The organism is Denitratisoma sp. (genome assembly GCA_032027165.1).
Lineage (GTDB): Bacteria > Pseudomonadota > Gammaproteobacteria > Burkholderiales > Rhodocyclaceae > Desulfobacillus.
Genome location: JAVSMO010000001.1, coordinates 809,210 through 825,040 on the forward strand (window position 1 = coordinate 809,210; position 15,831 = coordinate 825,040).

18 protein-coding genes and 1 riboswitch are annotated in these 15,831 nt (G+C 66.1%); of the genes, 12 read left to right on the forward strand and 6 right to left on the reverse strand.

The window, feature by feature from the left end; genetic code table 11:
• Positions 1–3: 3 nt before the first annotated feature.
• Complete coding sequence (ftsB, locus tag ROZ00_03895; GenBank protein MDT3735353.1) at positions 4–282, forward strand: cell division protein FtsB; 279 nt, start codon at positions 4–6, stop codon at positions 280–282.
• 36 nt (positions 283–318) lie between these two features.
• Here ftsB and ROZ00_03900 read toward each other — a convergent pair whose 3' ends face one another.
• Genes ROZ00_03900 through gcvT form a run of 6 tightly spaced genes read right to left on the reverse strand, consistent with a single transcriptional unit; the run spans position 319 to position 6,398 of the window.
• On the reverse strand, positions 319–975 hold the full coding sequence (locus ROZ00_03900) for a hypothetical protein (protein ID MDT3735354.1): 657 nt from the start codon (positions 973–975) through the stop codon (positions 319–321).
• Positions 976–1,025: 50 nt separating this feature from the next.
• Positions 1,026–1,553: a gamma carbonic anhydrase family protein gene (locus ROZ00_03905; GenBank protein MDT3735355.1), complete on the reverse strand. Its 528-nt coding sequence runs from the start codon at positions 1,551–1,553 to the stop codon at positions 1,026–1,028.
• Positions 1,554–1,562: 9 nt separating this feature from the next.
• Positions 1,563–2,084 (reverse strand): ACT domain-containing protein, encoded by a 522-nt coding sequence (locus ROZ00_03910; GenBank protein MDT3735356.1) that lies wholly within the window; start codon positions 2,082–2,084, stop codon positions 1,563–1,565.
• A complete protein-coding gene (gene gcvP, locus ROZ00_03915; GenBank protein MDT3735357.1) occupies positions 2,074–4,923 on the reverse strand; it encodes an aminomethyl-transferring glycine dehydrogenase in 2,850 nt (949 codons plus the stop codon). Before gcvP ends, ROZ00_03910 begins: the two co-directional genes overlap by 11 nt.
• 1 nt (position 4,924) lies before the next feature.
• A complete protein-coding gene (gcvH, locus tag ROZ00_03920) occupies positions 4,925–5,308 on the reverse strand; it encodes a glycine cleavage system protein GcvH (protein MDT3735358.1) in 384 nt (127 codons plus the stop codon).
• Positions 5,309–5,321: 13 nt separating this feature from the next.
• Positions 5,322–6,398: a glycine cleavage system aminomethyltransferase GcvT gene (gene gcvT / locus ROZ00_03925; protein MDT3735359.1), complete on the reverse strand. Its 1,077-nt coding sequence runs from the start codon at positions 6,396–6,398 to the stop codon at positions 5,322–5,324.
• Between the two features lie 169 nt (positions 6,399–6,567).
• Positions 6,568–6,660, reverse strand: a riboswitch (glycine riboswitch).
• 62 nt (positions 6,661–6,722) lie between these two features.
• Here gcvT and ROZ00_03930 point away from each other — a divergent pair.
• From ROZ00_03930 to nusA, 11 genes are all read left to right on the forward strand, one after another.
• The gene (locus ROZ00_03930; protein MDT3735360.1) at positions 6,723–7,586 is read left to right on the forward strand and encodes an alpha/beta hydrolase; all 864 of its coding nucleotides are present in this window, start codon (positions 6,723–6,725) and stop codon (positions 7,584–7,586) included.
• Positions 7,587–7,595: 9 nt separating this feature from the next.
• Positions 7,596–8,429 carry a 3',5'-nucleoside bisphosphate phosphatase gene (locus ROZ00_03935; GenBank protein ID MDT3735361.1) on the forward strand — a complete coding sequence of 278 codons (834 nt, stop codon included), beginning with the start codon at positions 7,596–7,598 and terminating at the stop codon, positions 8,427–8,429.
• A 7-nt stretch (positions 8,430–8,436) separates the two neighbouring features.
• Complete coding sequence (locus ROZ00_03940; protein MDT3735362.1) at positions 8,437–9,063, forward strand: L-threonylcarbamoyladenylate synthase; 627 nt, start codon at positions 8,437–8,439, stop codon at positions 9,061–9,063.
• Positions 9,064–9,090: 27 nt separating this feature from the next.
• Positions 9,091–9,750, forward strand: a complete 660-nt coding sequence (locus ROZ00_03945; GenBank protein ID MDT3735363.1) for a site-2 protease family protein — start codon at positions 9,091–9,093, stop codon at positions 9,748–9,750.
• Positions 9,751–9,762: 12 nt separating this feature from the next.
• Positions 9,763–10,965 carry a tryptophan--tRNA ligase gene (locus ROZ00_03950; protein MDT3735364.1) on the forward strand — a complete coding sequence of 401 codons (1,203 nt, stop codon included), beginning with the start codon at positions 9,763–9,765 and terminating at the stop codon, positions 10,963–10,965.
• Positions 10,966–10,973: 8 nt separating this feature from the next.
• Positions 10,974–11,447, forward strand: a complete 474-nt coding sequence (locus ROZ00_03955; protein ID MDT3735365.1) for a thioesterase family protein — start codon at positions 10,974–10,976, stop codon at positions 11,445–11,447.
• 7 nt (positions 11,448–11,454) lie between these two features.
• Positions 11,455–12,312, forward strand: coding sequence for a ScpA family protein (locus ROZ00_03960; protein ID MDT3735366.1), 858 nt, complete (start codon positions 11,455–11,457; stop codon positions 12,310–12,312).
• Positions 12,284–12,850, forward strand: a complete 567-nt coding sequence (gene scpB, locus ROZ00_03965) for an SMC-Scp complex subunit ScpB (GenBank protein ID MDT3735367.1) — start codon at positions 12,284–12,286, stop codon at positions 12,848–12,850. Before ROZ00_03960 ends, scpB begins: the two co-directional genes overlap by 29 nt.
• A complete protein-coding gene (locus ROZ00_03970) occupies positions 12,834–13,745 on the forward strand; it encodes a pseudouridine synthase (protein MDT3735368.1) in 912 nt (303 codons plus the stop codon). The genes scpB and ROZ00_03970 overlap by 17 nt, the downstream gene beginning before the upstream one ends.
• 147 nt (positions 13,746–13,892) lie before the next feature.
• Positions 13,893–14,327, forward strand: a complete 435-nt coding sequence (gene rimP, locus ROZ00_03975; protein MDT3735369.1) for a ribosome maturation factor RimP — start codon at positions 13,893–13,895, stop codon at positions 14,325–14,327.
• 23 nt (positions 14,328–14,350) lie between these two features.
• On the forward strand, positions 14,351–15,823 hold the full coding sequence (nusA, locus tag ROZ00_03980) for a transcription termination factor NusA (protein MDT3735370.1): 1,473 nt from the start codon (positions 14,351–14,353) through the stop codon (positions 15,821–15,823).
• Positions 15,824–15,831: the final 8 nt, after the last annotated feature.

Sequence of the window (15,831 nt, forward strand, 5' to 3'; positions counted from 1 at the left end):
TAAATGCGCTGGCCCACGCTGGTGCTGGTCGCCCTCATCCTCCTGCTGCAGTATCCGCTGTGGCTGGGCAAGGGCGGCTGGCTCAGGGTGTGGGAGGTCGATCGGCAGCTCGCCGCCCAGCGCGAGACCAACCAGAAGCTGGAAACCCGCAATGCCGGCCTCGACGCCGAGGTGCGCGACCTGAAGAGCGGCTACGAGGCCATCGAGGAGCGCGCCCGCTACGAGCTCGGCTACATCAAGCCGGACGAGGTCTTCGTCCAGGTGCCGCAGAAGAATCCCTGAAATCGCATTTTCCGGCGTGGTGGCGCAGTCGGGTGGCTATGGCGTGCCCCTGGTGGCGTAATGCATGCCGCCCTTGCCGTCGGGGGTGAAGGAGATGGGGATGTCCACGTCGTGGCCGCAGCCGCGGAAGGTCCAGGTCTCCTCCCAGCGACCGGTCTTGCCGACCTCGTGCGGCGCGTGGGTGAGCTTGGTGTCGATGAGGTCGGCTTCCTTGCAGCCCTTGCTTCGCTTGGCCAGTCGCGCCAGGGCGGCGGGGGCGGCGGACTTCAGGGCGTCGCCAATCTGCTGCATCGAGGCGTTGCTGGTGCCGGGGTAGTGCGGCCTGGCCTCGGGCTTGTCGCCGTTGCGGGCGACGAAGACGGCGTTGTAGGTCATGCGCTTGCCGCAGCGCTCGAAAACGTAGCGCTGCTGCCAACTGCCGCTGACGGGATGCGGCCTGCCTTCGGGAAAGTCGATCGGCTTGAGCAGGAAGATGCTGAGCGGCTGGATGTTGTAGGGCTCCTTGCAGTTCTGCTGCAGGCCGAGCTTCTTGTCCCACTGGCGGCCGATGGCGTACATCTCGCCGATCTGGTCCTTGCCGTTGAGGTAAGCGGTGAGGCGCGAAGGCTGGCGGGATTCGCTACCGGAAGCGGGTATCGCATTGGGAGCCTGGGCGCCTACGGGGGCGGCAGGACAGGCCGCCGGGATTGCCATCAGGAGAAGATATGCGGTTCGGCTTGCCGGCGTCATGGGCGCAGTTTGGCTTACTCGGGCAGCCGCTGCAACTCCCGCTTGTAGCGGCGGGCGCGCTCGGTGTATTGAACGCAACCAAGGCGGATCATGGCCGCCTCCTGGTCGTCGAGCTGGCGCACCACCTTGCCGGGGGAACCCATCACCAGCGAGCGGTCGGGGATGACCTTGCCCTCCGGGATGAGGGCGCCGGCGCCGATCAGGCATTCCTTGCCGATCACGGCGTTGTTGAGGATGATGGCCTGGATGCCGACGAGCGTGCCTTCGCCGATCGTGCAGCCGTGCAGCATGGCCTGGTGGCCGACCAGCACGCTCGAGCCGAGCGTCAGCCGGATGCCGGCGTCGGTGTGCAGCACGGCGCCGTCCTGCACGTTGCTGCCTGCGCCGATGGTGATCAGGTCGTTGTCGCCACGGACGACGACATTGAACCAGACGCTGGCGCCGTCCTCGATCACGACCGAGCCGATCACGCTGGCGTTCTCCGCCACCCAGCAGTCGCCGCGCAGTTCGGGCCGGCGCTCGCCCAGTGCGTAAAGGGCCATGCGTCCTCCTTAAATGGTTTCGTCCAGCGTGATGTCGACCATCAGGTCGTCCGAGAGCCGTTCCAGTTCGGCTTTCAGTATCCGCGCGTCGAGGCCGGTACCGGCGAAGAGCTCGGCCTGGGCGTGGAACAGGGTCTCCGCCGACATCGGCGCGCTGGCGGTGTGCGTCTCCAGCTTCTCGACGTTGACGGCATGTTTGGCCAGAACTTGCGAGACTTCGCGGACGATGCCGATGCGGTCGTGACCGATCAGGGCAAGCTTCAGGCGCCGTCCTGCGGGGGCTGACTTTTCCGCGGCAGCTTCGGTCATCACCTTGAGGGCGGCGAGGCGGCCGAGCGCGGCCTTCAGCGCTTCCGCCTGCGCGGCGGGCACGGCCACCCTGAGGATGCCGGCGAACTTGCCGGCAAGGTGGGACATCGAGGACTCCAGCCAGTTGCCCTGGTGGGCGGCGATGGCGGCGGAGAGCTCGCCGACCAGGCCGGGCCGGTCGTCGCCGATGACGGTGAGGACGAGGAAGGTGTCAGCGGACATTGTCGTATTCCTCCAGGGGCGGGCAGGCGCAGAACAGGTTGCGGTCGCCGTACACGTCGTCGATGCGGTTCACAGAGGGCCAGAACTTGTTCTCCACCACCCAGGGCAGCGGGAAGGCGGCTTCGTGGCGCGTATACGGACGACTCCATTCGGCGTCGGCGAGGTCGGCCTGGGTGTGCGGCGCGCGCTTGAGCGGATTGTCGTCGGCCGGCCAGGCGCCGTTCTCGACCTTGCGGATTTCCTCGCGGATGGAGATGAGCGCGGCGATGAAGCGGTCGAGTTCGCCCTTCGATTCCGACTCGGTCGGTTCGACCATGATGGTGCCGGCCACCGGGAAGCTCACCGTCGGCGCGTGGAAGCCGTAGTCCATCAGGCGCTTGGCGATGTCGATTTCCGCGATGCCCGTCGCCGCCTTGATGGCGCGGATGTCGAGGATGCACTCGTGGGCGACGCGGCCGTTCTTTCCCGTGTACAGCACCGGGTAGTGGTCCTTCAGGCACGCGGCGACGTAGTTGGCGTTGAGGATGGCGTACTCGGTGGCGCACTTGAGACCGGGGCCGCCGAGCATGGCGATGTACATCCAGGAGATCGGCAGGATGGAGGCCGAGCCGAAGGGTGCCGCACTGACGGCCCCTTGCGCGCCCACGCGGTCCGCCGCCAGCAGGTGGCCGGGGGCGTGGGGCGCGAGGTGGGCCTTGAGGCCGATCGGCCCCATGCCCGGCCCGCCGCCGCCGTGCGGAATGGCGAAGGTCTTGTGCAGGTTCATGTGGCTGACGTCGGCACCGATGCTGGCAGGCGAGGTGAGTCCGACCTGGGCGTTGAGGTTGGCGCCGTCCATGTACACCTGGCCGCCGTGCCGATGCACGATCGCGCAGACCTCCTTCACCGCCTCCTCGAAGACGCCGTGGGTGGACGGGTAGGTGATCATCAGGCAGGAGAGGTTGGCCGCGTGGCTCCCGGCCTTCGCCTTCAGGTCGGCGACGTCAACGTTGCCATTCTCGTCGCAATCCACCACCACCACCTGCAGGCCGCACATCTGCGCCGTCGCCGGGTTCGTGCCGTGCGCCGATTTCGGGATCAGGCAGATGTTTCGGTGGCTTTCCCCCTGCGCCGCCTGGTAGCGGCGGATGGCGACGAGGCCGGCATATTCGCCCTGTGCGCCGGAGTTGGGCTGGATGCAGATGGCGTCGAAGCCGGTGACGGCCTTCAGCCAGTCGGCGAGCAGCCCGATCATCTCGGCGTAGCCGGCGGCCTGATCGGCCGGCGCGAAGGGATGCAGGTCGCCGAACTCCGGCCAGGTCACCGGGATCATCTCGCTGGCGGCGTTGAGCTTCATGGTGCAGGAGCCGAGCGAGATCATCGAGTGGTCGAGGGCGAGGTCCTTGTTCTGCAGGCGCCTCAGGTAGCGCAGCATCTCGTGCTCGGTGTGGTGCGCGCTGAACACCGGGTGGGAGAGGATGGCATCCTCGCGCAAGAGGCCTTCGAGCGGATCGTCGGCGGCCGCCTGGGCGTCGAGTGCGTCAATGTCAGCGTCCCTGCCTGTGATGGCCTTCAGCAGGGCGGCGACGTCTTCGCGCGTGGTCTTCTCGTTGAGTGAAATGCCGCGCACGCCGTCGGAGACGATGCGCAGGTTGAAGCCCGGCACGTCCGCCTTGGTCTCGACCTGCAGCGTGTCGAACCAGCGCTGCGTCCGCACCTTCACCCCCGCCGCCTTCAGCCCGGCGGCGAGGATGCCGGTAAGGCGGTGGATGCGGCCCGCGATGGTCTTCAGGCCCTGCGGGCCGTGGTAGACGGCGTACATGCCGGCGATGTTGGCGAGCAGCACCTGCGAGGTGCAGATGTTGGAGTTGGCCTTCTCGCGGCGGATGTGCTGCTCGCGCGTCTGCAGCGCCATGCGCAGGGCCCGCTTGCCGCGCGCATCCACCGAGACCCCGATGATGCGGCCCGGCACGGCGCGCTTGTGCTCGTCGCGGCAGGCGAAGAAGGCGGCGTGCGGGCCGCCGTAGCCCATCGGCACGCCGAAGCGCTGCGAGGAGCCGAGCGCGATGTCGGCGCCCATGGCGCCGGGCGACTTGAGCAGCACCAGCGCCATCAGGTCTGTCGCCACCGCCGTCACGCAGCCGCTGACTTTCAGTTTGGCGATGACGTCCGTGAGGTCGACGCACTCGCCGGCGTCGTTCGGGTACTGCAGCAGGGCGCCGAAGACGTCGTGCTTGGCGGCGTCCGCCGCCGGACCGACGATCAGCTCATAGCCGAAGAAGCCGGCGCGCGTCCTCACCACGTCGAGCGTCTGCGGGAAGCAGGCGGCGTCGACGAAGAAGGCGTTGGACTTCGACTTGGAGGCGCGCCGCGCCATGGTCATGGCTTCCGCCGCGGCAGTGGCCTCGTCGAGCAGCGAGGCGTTGGCGAGCGCCATGCCGGTGAGGTCGATCACCATCTGCTGGTAGTTGAGCAGCGCCTCCAGGCGGCCCTGGGCGATCTCCGCCTGGTAGGGCGTGTAGGCGGTGTACCAGCCGGGATTCTCCAGCAGGTTCCTCAGGATCACCTTGGGCGTCAGGGTGTCGTGGTAGCCCATGCCGATGAGCGACTTCCCGACGATGTTCCTGGCGGCGATGGCCTTCAGTTTCGCCAGCGCCTCGTGCTCGCGCAGCGGGCCGGGCAGGGCGAGCGGCCCGGCGAGGCGGATCGAGTCGGGCACGGTCTGGCCGATCAGTTCGTCGAGACTGGCGGCGCCGACGGCGGCCAGCATGGTAGCGGTCTCGCTGGCATCGGGACCGATGTGGCGGGCGATGAATTCGTCGCGCTGCTCGAGCGCGGAAAGCGGAGTGCGGGTTGCCATCTCAGCCTTCGGCGGCGACCTTGGCGTAGGCGGCGGCGTCGAGCAGGCCGTCGAGGTCGGCGACGTTGTCCGGCTTCAGCTTGAACAGCCAGGCGGCGTAGGCATCCTGGTTCACCGATTCCGGCGCGTCGGCAGCGGCCTGGTTGACGGCGACGACCTCGCCGGCGATCGGCGCGTAGATGTCGGAGGCGGCTTTCACCGATTCCACCACGGCGCATTCCTCGCCGGCTGCGACCTTGCGGCCGACTGCGGGCAGCTCGAGGAAGACGATGTCGCCGAGCGCCTCCTGGGCGTGGTCGGTGATGCCGACGGTGACGAGGCCGTCGTCGGCGAGGCGCGCCCATTCGTGGGACTTGGCGTATTTCAGGTCGGCGGGTACGTTCATGTTCTTCTCCTGTTTAATTGCCTTGAATCAAAACTTTTCCGTTGCGCACGAAGGGCGGCTTGACCACCGTCGCCTTCAGGCGTTTGTCGCGGATCTCCACCTCGACCGTGTCGCCGACGGCGACGGCCGCAGGCAGGCGCGCCAGGGCGATGGAGCGGTTCATGGTCGGCGAGAAGGTGCCGCTGGTGATCTCGCCCTCGCCCTGCGCCGCGATCACCTTCTGATGAGCGCGCAGCACGCCCTTGTCGACGAGCAGCAGGCCAAGGGTCTGCTTGTCGGGACGCCGTCCCGCCAGGACTGACTTTCCGATGAAGTTGCGCGGTGCGTCGAGATCGACCGTCCACGCCAGCCCCGCCTCGAGCGGCGAGACCTGCTCATCCATGTCCTGGCCGTAGAGGGCCATGCCGGCTTCGAGGCGCAGGGTGTCGCGCGCGCCGAGCCCGGCGGGCTTCACGCCGGCGTCGAGCAGGGCGTCCCAGGTTGCCGCGGCGCGCTCGACGGGAATCATCAGTTCGAAACCGTCCTCGCCGGTGTAGCCGGTGCGGGCGATCAGGATGTCGTCGAACCAGGCGGCGTGAAAGGGCTTCAGCCCGCTGCTGGCGGCTTCCGAGCCGGGCAGGGCGGCCCAGGCCTTGGTGCGCGCGTTCGGCCCCTGCACGGCGATCATGGCGAGGTCGCGGCGCGGCTTCACCGAGACGCTGCCGGCATGCTGGCTGATCCAGGCGAGGTCCTTGTCGGCGGTGCCGGCGTTGACCACGACGCGGTAGAAATCCGGCCGGAAGAAATAGACGATGAGGTCGTCGATGACGCCGCCCTGCGGGTTGAGCATGCAGGAATACAGCGCGCGGCCGGGCACGGTCAGCTTGTCGACGTTGTTGGCGATCAGCTTGTGCAGCAGGTCGTGGGCGCCGGCGCCCTCGAGGTCGAGGGCGAGCATGTGCGATACGTCGAACATGCCGGCATCGCGGCGGACGAAGTGGTGTTCCTCGACCTGCGAGCCGTAATGCAGCGGCATGTCCCAGCCGGCGAAATCGACCATCTTGCCGCCGAGGCGGACGTGGGTTGCGTAAAGCGGAGTTTGTTTGGCCATGTCAGGTACTTGGGTTGCGTTATTCGAGTTCTTTCGCGCAATGAAAAAGGGGCGAAGCGATATCGCTTCACCCCTCTGTCCCTTGTACCTGAGAGATTGCTGCGCTGTCTGCAGCGTGCCCCTTCGGTGGATGGGTAGCATATTGCCCCATCGCTCTCCAGAGTGTTCGTGCTCTCGCGCAGCCCTTTTGCCTGAGCGGTTCCGGGTGTTGCGCCTTCGGCGGTGGCCTTGTTGCCTTGCCACGCTCTCCCGCGCGAGCGCAGCGACTATAGCCCGCGGCCACAGCGGAATCAAGAAGGATTCATCGGTTATGATTCGCGACTTATGAAATCAAGCACTTCCGAATTCCGGACGATCCGCGGCCTGAAAAGCCATGTGCGACTGTGGGGGCCGGCCGCTGCGCCGAAGCTGTTTTTGCTGCACGGCTGGATGGATTGCTCGGCCTCGTTTCAGTTCCTCGTCGATGCACTGAGGCGCGAGTGGCGGGTCGTCGCGCCCGACTGGCGCGGCTTCGGCCAGTCGCAATGGCTGAACGAGCCTTACTGGTTTCCCGACTACCTCGCGGACCTCGAGCGGCTGCTCGACCATTACTCTCCGGATGAACCGGTGCGCCTGGTCGGCCACAGCATGGGTGGCAACGTCGTCGGCCTGTATGCCGGCGTGCGCCCAGCGCGGGTGGCAAAGCTGGTGATCCTCGAGGGCTTCGGCCTGCATCCGACCGATCCTGCGCAGGCGCCGGGCCGCTACGCCAAGTGGCTGGACCAGGACAAGGCCGGCGCGACCTTGCGCGACTATGCCGACCTCGGCGAGTTTGCGGCGAGGCTGAGGCGCGACAATCCGCGCCTCACGCAGGCAAAGGCGGATTTCCTGGCCGCGAATTTTTCGCAGCTGCGTCCGGATGGGCGTTACGGCTACGCCGCCGATCCCTGGCACCGCGTGACCAACCCGGTGCTCTACCGCTTCGAGGAGGCAAGGGCCTGCTGGCGCGCCGTGACGGCGCCGGTGCTGTGGGTGGTGGCGCGCGATTCGGGTCTCTACAAGGAGTTCGCCGGCCGGACCGAGGACTATGCCGCGCGCCTGGCCAGCTTCCGCGAGTTGCGCGAAGTGGTGCTCGACGACAGCGGCCACATGCTGCACCATGACCAGCCGCAGAAACTGGCGACGCTTCTGGAGGATTTCCTCGGGTAAGATCGGAACATGAAAGCCGACCTGCACTGCCACTCCAACGTCTCCGACGGCCTGCTGCCACCGGCCGAGGTGGCGTATCGCGCCGCCGACCGGGGCGTCGAGCTTTTGGCGCTGACCGACCATGACGACATAGCCGGGTTGCGCGAGGCGCGCGCCGCCGCCGAGGTGCGCGGGCTGCGCTTTCTCGACGGCAGCGAGATCTCGGTGTCCTGGCGTGACGATGCCAGCTTCCATGTTGTCGGACTGGGCATCAACCCCGCGCATCCCGAACTGGTCTCAGGTCTGAAGGGAATCCGCGATGGACGCGACGGACGCGCCCATCGCATCGCCGCCGAACTGGAGAGGATCGGCATCCATGGCGCCTACGAGGGTGCGGCGCGCTTCGCCGAGAAAGCCTCCATCATCAGCCGCGCCCACTTCGCCCGCTTCCTCGTCGAGAAGAAGATCTCCCCCGACGTGAAAAGCGTCTTCGATCATTACCTCGCCAAGGGCAAGCCCGGCTACGTGCCGCACGAGTGGGCCTCGTTGGAGGATGCGCTGCGCTGGATCACCGAAGCCGGCGGCGTGGCGGTGCTGGCGCATCCGCTGCGCTACCGCGTCAGCCGCGAGGAACTGCGTGTCTTCCTCGGCGAATTCAAGGAGCGCGGGGGCCAGGGCATCGAGGTGGCTTGCGGCGCGCACACGCCGGAGGAGGTGAAAGAGTGCGCCCGCCTGGCACGCCACTTCGGCCTCAAGGCCTCGGTCGCTTCGGACTTCCACGGCCCGGGCGAGAGCTATGCCGACCTCGGCATGACGCCGCCGCTGCCGGACGACCTCGTGCCGATCTGGCGCGACTTGATCTGACCCGTTCGTGGCCCAGTTTTTTTCCGTCCATCCCGAGCAGCCGCAGCCGAGGCTGATACGTCAGGCCGCCGAGATCCTGCGTGCCGGCGGCATCGCGGCGTTTCCGACGGATGCAGCGTATTCCCTGGGCTGCCGTATCGGCGACGCCGGTGCGGTGGCGCGCATCCGCGCCATCCGAGAGGTCGACGAACGGCACCATTTCACCCTGATGTGTCGCGACTTGTCGGAGATCGCCGTCTACGCGCGGGTCGACAACGCCCAGTTCCGCCTGCTCAAGGCAACGACGCCTGGCAGCTACACCTTCATCCTTGAGGGCACCAAGGAATTGCCGCGTCGCCTCCTGCATCCCAAACGCAAGACCATCGGCCTGCGCGTGCCGGATCATGCCGTGCCGCTGGCGCTGCTGGAGGAACTGAACGAGCCGATGCTGACGTCGACCCTGATGCTGCCCGGCGACGAGGCGCCGCTCAACGACGCGGAGGAAATCCGCGACCGCCTGGAGAAACGCATCGACCTGATCATCGAGGCGGGCGCCTGCGGACTGGAAATGACGACGGTGGTCGATCTCACCGGGGCGGCAGCGGAGCTGGTGAGGGCGGGACGAGGGCCATTGGAACCCCTCGGGCTGGGCTAGCCCCTCTGGTAGAATTGCCGGCTTGACATGGACGCCCTCATCCAGACCCTGGCGATTTACGCCATTCCGGTCCTCCTCGCCATTACCCTGCACGAAGCCGCCCATGGCTACGTGGCGCGGTATTTCGGAGATCCGACCGCCTATCTGGCGGGGCGCATCAGCCTGAATCCGCTGCGTCATATCGATCCGGTCGGCACGATCCTGGTGCCCGGTGCGATCCTGGTGGCGAGCAAGCTGATCGGTGGCAGCGCCATGCTGTTCGGCTGGGCCAGGCCGGTCCCGGTGGACTTTGCACGCCTGCGCAATCCGAAAAAGGACATGCTGTGGGTGGCGGCGGCGGGACCGGGCACCAACCTGCTGATGGCCGTGGGCTGGGCGGCGCTGCTCAAGACGACCGCAACCATGGAGCCGGGATTGCTCGGCGCGTTTCTCGCAGGCAATGCGCGTGCCGGCATCGAAATCAATGCGGTGCTGATGCTTCTCAATCTGCTGCCGATCCCGCCGCTGGACGGAGGCCGCATCGCCGTCAGCCTGTTGCCGCACCGCTTGGCCTGGCAATTCTCCCGGCTGGAGCCGTACGGCTTGGCAATCCTGCTGGTGCTGCTGTTCACCGATATACTCGGCAGGATTCTCGGGCCGTTGCTGGGCCTCTTCTTCCGGCTGCTCGATTCGATTTTCATTTTTTAGCCAATACGCAAAATGTACGCAGAAAGAGTCCTTTCCGGCATGCGCCCCACCGGGCGCCTCCACCTCGGCCACTACCACGGCGTCCTGAAAAACTGGGTCAAGCTGCAGGATGAATACCCCTGCCTGTTCTTCGTCGCGGACTGGCATGCGCTGACCACCACGTACGACGAGCCGGGCACCATCGAGGAGAACACCCGCGAGATGGTCATCGACTGGCTGGCCGCCGGCGTCGATCCCTCCCGGGCCACGCTGTTCATCCAGTCGCGCGTGCCGGAGCATGCGGAGTTCCACCTCCTGCTGTCGATGATGACGCCGCTTGGCTGGCTCGAGCGCGTGCCGACCTACAAGGACCAGCAGGAGAAACTGGAGCACAAGGATCTCTCCACCTACGGCTTTCTCGGCTACCCGCTGCTGCAGGCTGCCGACATCCTGATCTACCGCGCCAACCGCGTGCCGGTGGGCGAAGATCAGGTGCCGCACATCGAGTTTTCCCGTGAGATTGCGCGCCGCTTCAACCACCTCTACGGCCGCGAGCCGGATTTCGAGGTCAAGGCGAGCGCCGCCGTGAAGCTGCTCGGCGCCAAGCGCGCCAGGGAGTATGAAGAGCTGCGCACGCGCTTCCAGCAGGAGGGCGACCACCAGGCGCGAGAACGCGGCCGCGCCCTGCTCGAAGAGGCGCAGAACCTGTCGACGGACGACCGCGAGCGGCTGTTTGGCTACCTCGAAGGCAGCAGCAAGATGATCCTCGTCGAACCCGGCGCGCTGCTCACCGAAGCGGCGAAGATGCCAGGCCTTGACGGGCACAAGATGTCGAAGTCCTACAACAACACCATTTCCCTGCGCGAGAGCGCCGACTCGGTGACGAAGAAGATCCGCACCATGCAGACCGATCCGGCAAGGGTGCGCCGCACCGATCCCGGCGAACCGGAGCGCTGCCCGGTCTGGCAATTCCACCTGGTGTACTCCGACGAGGGCACCAAGCAGTGGGTACAGCAGGGCTGCCGCAGCGCCGGCATCGGCTGCATCGAATGCAAGCACCCGGTGATCGATGCCGTGCTGAAGGAGCAGGAGCCGATGCACGAGCGTGCCCAGGCCTATATCGACGACCCGTCCCTGGTGCGCAGCATCATCGCCGACGGCTGCGAGCGTGCGCGCAAGCTGGCCGCGGAAACCATGCGCGACGTGCGCGAGGCCATGGGCCTGAACTACACCTGAGGTCGAACATGCCGCATCACGCCAAGGACGCCGAAGCGAAACTGCTGGCCTCGATCCACGAGGTCTTCGCCGAGAAGATCCCCTTCAACAAGGTGCTCGGCCTGGACGTGGTGTCGCTCGCCGGCGAAACCCCGGTGCTGCGCTTCGCCATGCGGCCCGAACTGGTCGGCAACTTCATGCGCGGCAACCTGCACGGCGGCGTCATCTCATCGGTGATCGACGTCTGCGGCGGTCTGACGGCTTTCCTCGGCCTGCAGAAGAAGCTGCGAGATGAGCCGATCGAGGAGCGCCTGCAGCGCTTTGGCCGCATCGGCACCATCGACATGCGCGTCGACTACCTGCGCCCCGGCCTTGGCCAGTGGTTCGAGGCGAAGGGCTACATCCTGCGCACCGGCAACAAGGTGGCGGTGACGCGCATGGAGCTGCACAACGATGCCGGCGACCTGATTGCCATCGGCACCGGCGCCTATACCGTGGCTTGAGAATCGCATGGAACCGATCACGTCCGACACTGCGCAGCCGACGCCCGAACCGGCTCACGTCGCCAAGCTCTACGGCGAACCGCTTCCGGAGATGCCGAAGGACCTCTACATCCCGCCCGATGCGCTGGAGGTGTACCTGGAGTCCTTCGAGGGCCCACTCGACCTGCTGCTGTACCTGATCCGCAAGGCCAACATCAACATCCTCGACATACCGATGGCGCCGCTGACGGCACAGTATCTGGTCTACGTTGAGGCAATGCGCACACGCAACCTGGAGCTGGCCGCCGAGTACCTGCTGATGGCGGCCATGCTGCTGGAAATCAAGTCGCGCATGTTGCTGCCGCGGCCAAAGAAGGTCGAGGAAGAGGAGACGATCGACCCGCGCGCCGAACTGGTGCGCCGCCTGCTGGAATACGAGCAGATGAAAGCCGCCGCCGCCAAGATCGACGCGTTGCCGCAGGCGATGCGCGACTACCAGTGGGTGTCGATCTGGATCACCGACGCGGCCGCCGAGCGCCTGCCCGACGTCAACCTGCACGACCTGCAGGTAGCCTGGCTGTCGCTGATGAAGCACGCCAAGGTGATGCAGCACCACAAGGTGCGGCGCGAGGAACTGTCGGTGCGCGAGCACATGAGCATCGTCCTGCGCAAACTGCAGGGCGGCGCCTATCTCGAGTTCGCCGAGCTGTTCGACCTGACGCTCGGCGTGGCCGGGCTGGTGGTCAACTTTCTAGCCGTGCTGGAGCTCACGCGCGAGCGCCTGGTCGAGGTCACCCAGCGCGAGGTGTTCGCGCCGATCTATGTAAAATTGGCCCAATCAGAAACAGGACCGAACGATGTCGACGTCCCAACCGTACACGCCTGAAGAATACAAGCGCATCCTGGAAACCGCGCTGCTGGCCGCGTCGGATCCGCTGCCGCTGTCCGACCTGAAGAAGCTGTTCGATGATGAATTCGATGACGATACCTGGCGCGTGCTGCTGAACGATCTGCGCACCGAGTGGTCGGGGCGCGGCATCGAACTGGTGCAGCTGGCCAGCGGCTGGCGCTTCCAGACCAGGCCGGAATACCAGCCCTATCTCGACCGGCTGAAAAACGAGAAGCCGCCTCGCTACTCCCGTGCCGTACTGGAGACGCTGGCCATCATCGCCTATCGGCAGCCGGTGACGCGCGGCGACATCGAAGACATCCGCGGCGTGGCCGTCTCGCCCAACGTGCTGAAGATACTGGAGGGACGCGGCTGGATCGACACCGTCGGCCACCGCGATACGCCGGGCCGTCCGGCGCTCTACGCTACGACCAAGCGCTTCCTCGACGACCTGCGCCTGCGCAGCCTCGCCGAGCTGCCGCCGCTCACCGAAATCGAACGGGTGATGGATCTTGCCGATGCCGCGCAAGCGTAGCCCGCTGCGCCGGCCCGAGCCGGCCCGTGGGGGCGAGGCACCGCCGTCCGGCAGGCGTTCGCACGGAGAGCACAAGGAGGTCGATGGCAACCGCATTTCCCATGGTGGCAAGACGCGCTCCGGCGGGCGCCGCGGACAGCCCATGCGCCACGTCGTCGAGGCCGAGCCGCAGAAGCTGCACAAGATGCTGGCCCAGGCCGGGCTCGGTTCGCGGCGTGAGCTGGAGGAGTGGATCATCGCCGGGCGGGTGAGCGTCAATGGCAAGCCGGCCCATGTTGGCCAGCGCATCGGTCCGCAGGATCGCGTGAAGGTCAACGGCAGGCCGGTGAACCTGAAGTTCGCCCCGCGCACACCGCGCGTCCTCATCTACCACAAACAGGAAGGGGAGATCGTCTCCCGCGATGACCCGGAAGGCCGCCCCAGCGTCTTCGACAAGCTGCCGCGCATCGGCGGCGGCCGCTGGGTGAACGTCGGCCGGCTGGACTTCAACACCGAGGGGCTGCTGATCTTCACCAGCAGCGGCGAGCTGGCCAACCGTCTTATGCATCCGCGCTATGAACTCGAGCGAGAATATGCCGTACGTGTCATCGGCGAACTGCAGCCCGAACAGGAGCAGGCGTTGCTCGACGGCATCGAGCTGGAGGACGGCGAGGCGCACTTCAACACCCTGATGTCCCGCGGCGGGGAGGGGACCAACCGCTGGTACCACGTCACCCTCAACGAAGGCCGCAATCGGGAGGTCCGGCGCATGTTCGAGGCCATTGGCGTGCAGGTGAGCCGCCTGATCCGGGTGCGCTTCGGTCCGGTTTCCCTGTCGCCGCGCCTGAAGCGCGGCATGTCGTACGAACTGCCCGAAGAAGAAGTTCGGACCCTGCTCAAGACCCTCCCGAAATGAGGTATCACCGGCAAGTATTTGATTCTTGCCGGTCTCCTCTGCTATAATTCGCAAGTTTTCTGGTTCCGGGCCTGTTCCGTCGCTGTCGGAAGGGCTTGGGGACGGCTGGGATGGGCGTTTCGCCCATTTTTTATTTGTGCGCCGCGCATGGAATTGCTGAAGGTCATCGAGCAGGCGGTAGAGGGCTTGGGCTATGAGCTGGTGGATTTCGAAACCAGTCCGCGTGCCCGGCTGTTGCGCGTCTTTATCGACGGGCCGAAGGGGATCGCGATCGAGGATTGCACCAAGGTCAGCAACCACCTGACCCGCCTGTTCGCGGTCGAGAACATCGACTACGACCGGCTTGAGGTGTCCTCGCCGGGCCTCGACAGGCCACTGAAGAAGGCGGCTGACTTCGTCCGCTTTACCGGACAGGAGGCGCAGATACGCCTGCGACTGGCGGTCAACGGCCAGCGCAACTTCACCGGCATGCTGGCGGGGGTCGAGGAAGGCCGGTTGCGGCTGGAGTCCGGCGGCACGACGCATGTATTCGAACTGGACCAGGTGGACAAGGCCCGCCTGGTGCCGAAATTCAAGTTCTGACAGAGGATTGGCAGGAGGAAGGTATGAGCAAAGAGATGCTGCTGCTGGTGGATGCCCTGGCACGAGAGAAGAACGTCGCCAAGGATATCGTCTTCGCGGCCCTGGAATCGGCACTCGCCTCCGCCACCAAGAAGCGGATCAATGAGGAGGCCGATGTGCGCGTCGCCATCGACCAGGAAAGCGGTGAGTTCGAGTCTTTCCGCCGCTGGCAGGTCGTGCCGGACGAGGCCGTGGAAAACCCCGACGCACAGATTGCCCTCTCGGAAGCGCAGCAGGAGATGCCCGACATCCAGCTCGACGAGTTCATCGAGGAGCAACTCGAGCCGATCGACTTCGGCCGCATCGGCGCCCAGGCCGCAAAACAAGTCATCCTGCAGAAGATCCGCGACGCTGAGCGCGAACAGGTGCTGAACGACTTCCTCGAGCGCAAGGAACACCTTGTCACCGGCACGGTGAAGCGCATCGAACGCGGCAACGCCATCATAGAGGCCGGCCGCATCGAGGCGGTGTTGCCTCGCGACCAGATGATCCCGAAGGAAAACCTGCGCGTCGGTGACCGCGTCCGCGCGTTTCTGCTGAAGATCGACCGCGCCGCGCGCGGCCCGCAGCTGATCCTCTCGCGCACCGCACCGGAGTTCATCATCAAGCTGTTCGAGCTGGAAGTGCCGGAGATGGAAGACGGCCTGCTCGAGATCAAGTCGGCGGCCCGCGATCCCGGCGTTCGCGCCAAAATCGCCGTGAAGTCGAACGATCCGCGCGTCGACCCGATCGGCACCTGCGTCGGCATGCGCGGCTCGCGCGTCACGGCAGTGACCAATGAACTGGCCGGCGAGCGAGTGGATATCGTCCTCTGGTCGGCCGACCCGGCCCAATTCGTCATCGGCGCCCTGGCACCGGCCGAGGTGAGCAGCATCGTCGTCGACGAGGAGAAGCACAGCATGGACGTGGTGGTGGACGAGGACAACCTTGCCATTGCCATCGGCCGCAGCGGTCAGAACGTACGCCTGGCCTCGGAATTGACCGGCTGGGCCATCAACCTGATGACCGTCGAGGAATCGCAGAAGAAGGCCGAGGAGGAGCACGGCACGATCCGCGCACTTTTCATGGAAAAGCTGGACGTGGACGAAGAGGTGGCCAACATCCTGATCGAGGAGGGTTTCTCCACCATCGAGGAAATCGCCTACGTTCCGCTCAACGAGATGCTGGAGATCGAAGCCTTTGACGAGGACACCGTCAACGAGTTGCGCAACCGTGCCCGCAATGTGCTGCTGACCGAGGCCATCGTGGACGAAGAGCAGCTGGAGAATGTTGCCGACGACCTGCTCAGCCTGGAGGGCATGGACAAGCCGCTGGCGGCCAAGCTGGCGCGGGCCAACGTCCGCTCTCGCGACGACCTGGCCGACCTGGCGGTCGATGAGCTGGTGGAACTGTCAGGCATCGATGACGAGCGAGCCAGGAATCTGATTACCACGGCGCGCGCGCACTGGTTCGAGTAAGGAGCCGA

What these genes read in the sequence shown, in the direction of transcription:
- gcvH (MDT3735358.1), bottom strand. Translation starts at nt 5,308, where the DNA reads ATGAACGTACCCGCCGACCTGAAATACGCCAAGTCCCACGAATGGGCG.
- ROZ00_03930 (MDT3735360.1), top strand. Translation starts at nt 6,723, where the DNA reads ATGAAATCAAGCACTTCCGAATTCCGGACGATCCGCGGCCTGAAAAGC.
- ROZ00_03945 (MDT3735363.1), top strand. Translation starts at nt 9,091, where the DNA reads ATGGACGCCCTCATCCAGACCCTGGCGATTTACGCCATTCCGGTCCTC.
- ROZ00_03910 (MDT3735356.1), bottom strand. Translation starts at nt 2,084, where the DNA reads ATGTCCGCTGACACCTTCCTCGTCCTCACCGTCATCGGCGACGACCGG.
- ROZ00_03935 (MDT3735361.1), top strand. Translation starts at nt 7,596, where the DNA reads ATGAAAGCCGACCTGCACTGCCACTCCAACGTCTCCGACGGCCTGCTG.
- scpB (MDT3735367.1), top strand. Translation starts at nt 12,284, where the DNA reads ATGTCGACGTCCCAACCGTACACGCCTGAAGAATACAAGCGCATCCTG.
- ROZ00_03905 (MDT3735355.1), bottom strand. Translation starts at nt 1,553, where the DNA reads ATGGCCCTTTACGCACTGGGCGAGCGCCGGCCCGAACTGCGCGGCGAC.
- ROZ00_03950 (MDT3735364.1), top strand. Translation starts at nt 9,763, where the DNA reads ATGTACGCAGAAAGAGTCCTTTCCGGCATGCGCCCCACCGGGCGCCTC.
- ROZ00_03970 (MDT3735368.1), top strand. Translation starts at nt 12,834, where the DNA reads ATGCCGCGCAAGCGTAGCCCGCTGCGCCGGCCCGAGCCGGCCCGTGGG.
- rimP (MDT3735369.1), top strand. Translation starts at nt 13,893, where the DNA reads ATGGAATTGCTGAAGGTCATCGAGCAGGCGGTAGAGGGCTTGGGCTAT.
- gcvP (MDT3735357.1), bottom strand. Translation starts at nt 4,923, where the DNA reads ATGGCAACCCGCACTCCGCTTTCCGCGCTCGAGCAGCGCGACGAATTC.
- nusA (MDT3735370.1), top strand. Translation starts at nt 14,351, where the DNA reads ATGAGCAAAGAGATGCTGCTGCTGGTGGATGCCCTGGCACGAGAGAAG.
- ROZ00_03900 (MDT3735354.1), bottom strand. Translation starts at nt 975, where the DNA reads ATGGCAATCCCGGCGGCCTGTCCTGCCGCCCCCGTAGGCGCCCAGGCT.
- gcvT (MDT3735359.1), bottom strand. Translation starts at nt 6,398, where the DNA reads ATGGCCAAACAAACTCCGCTTTACGCAACCCACGTCCGCCTCGGCGGC.
- ROZ00_03960 (MDT3735366.1), top strand. Translation starts at nt 11,455, where the DNA reads ATGGAACCGATCACGTCCGACACTGCGCAGCCGACGCCCGAACCGGCT.
- ROZ00_03955 (MDT3735365.1), top strand. Translation starts at nt 10,974, where the DNA reads ATGCCGCATCACGCCAAGGACGCCGAAGCGAAACTGCTGGCCTCGATC.
- ftsB (MDT3735353.1), top strand. Translation starts at nt 4, where the DNA reads ATGCGCTGGCCCACGCTGGTGCTGGTCGCCCTCATCCTCCTGCTGCAG.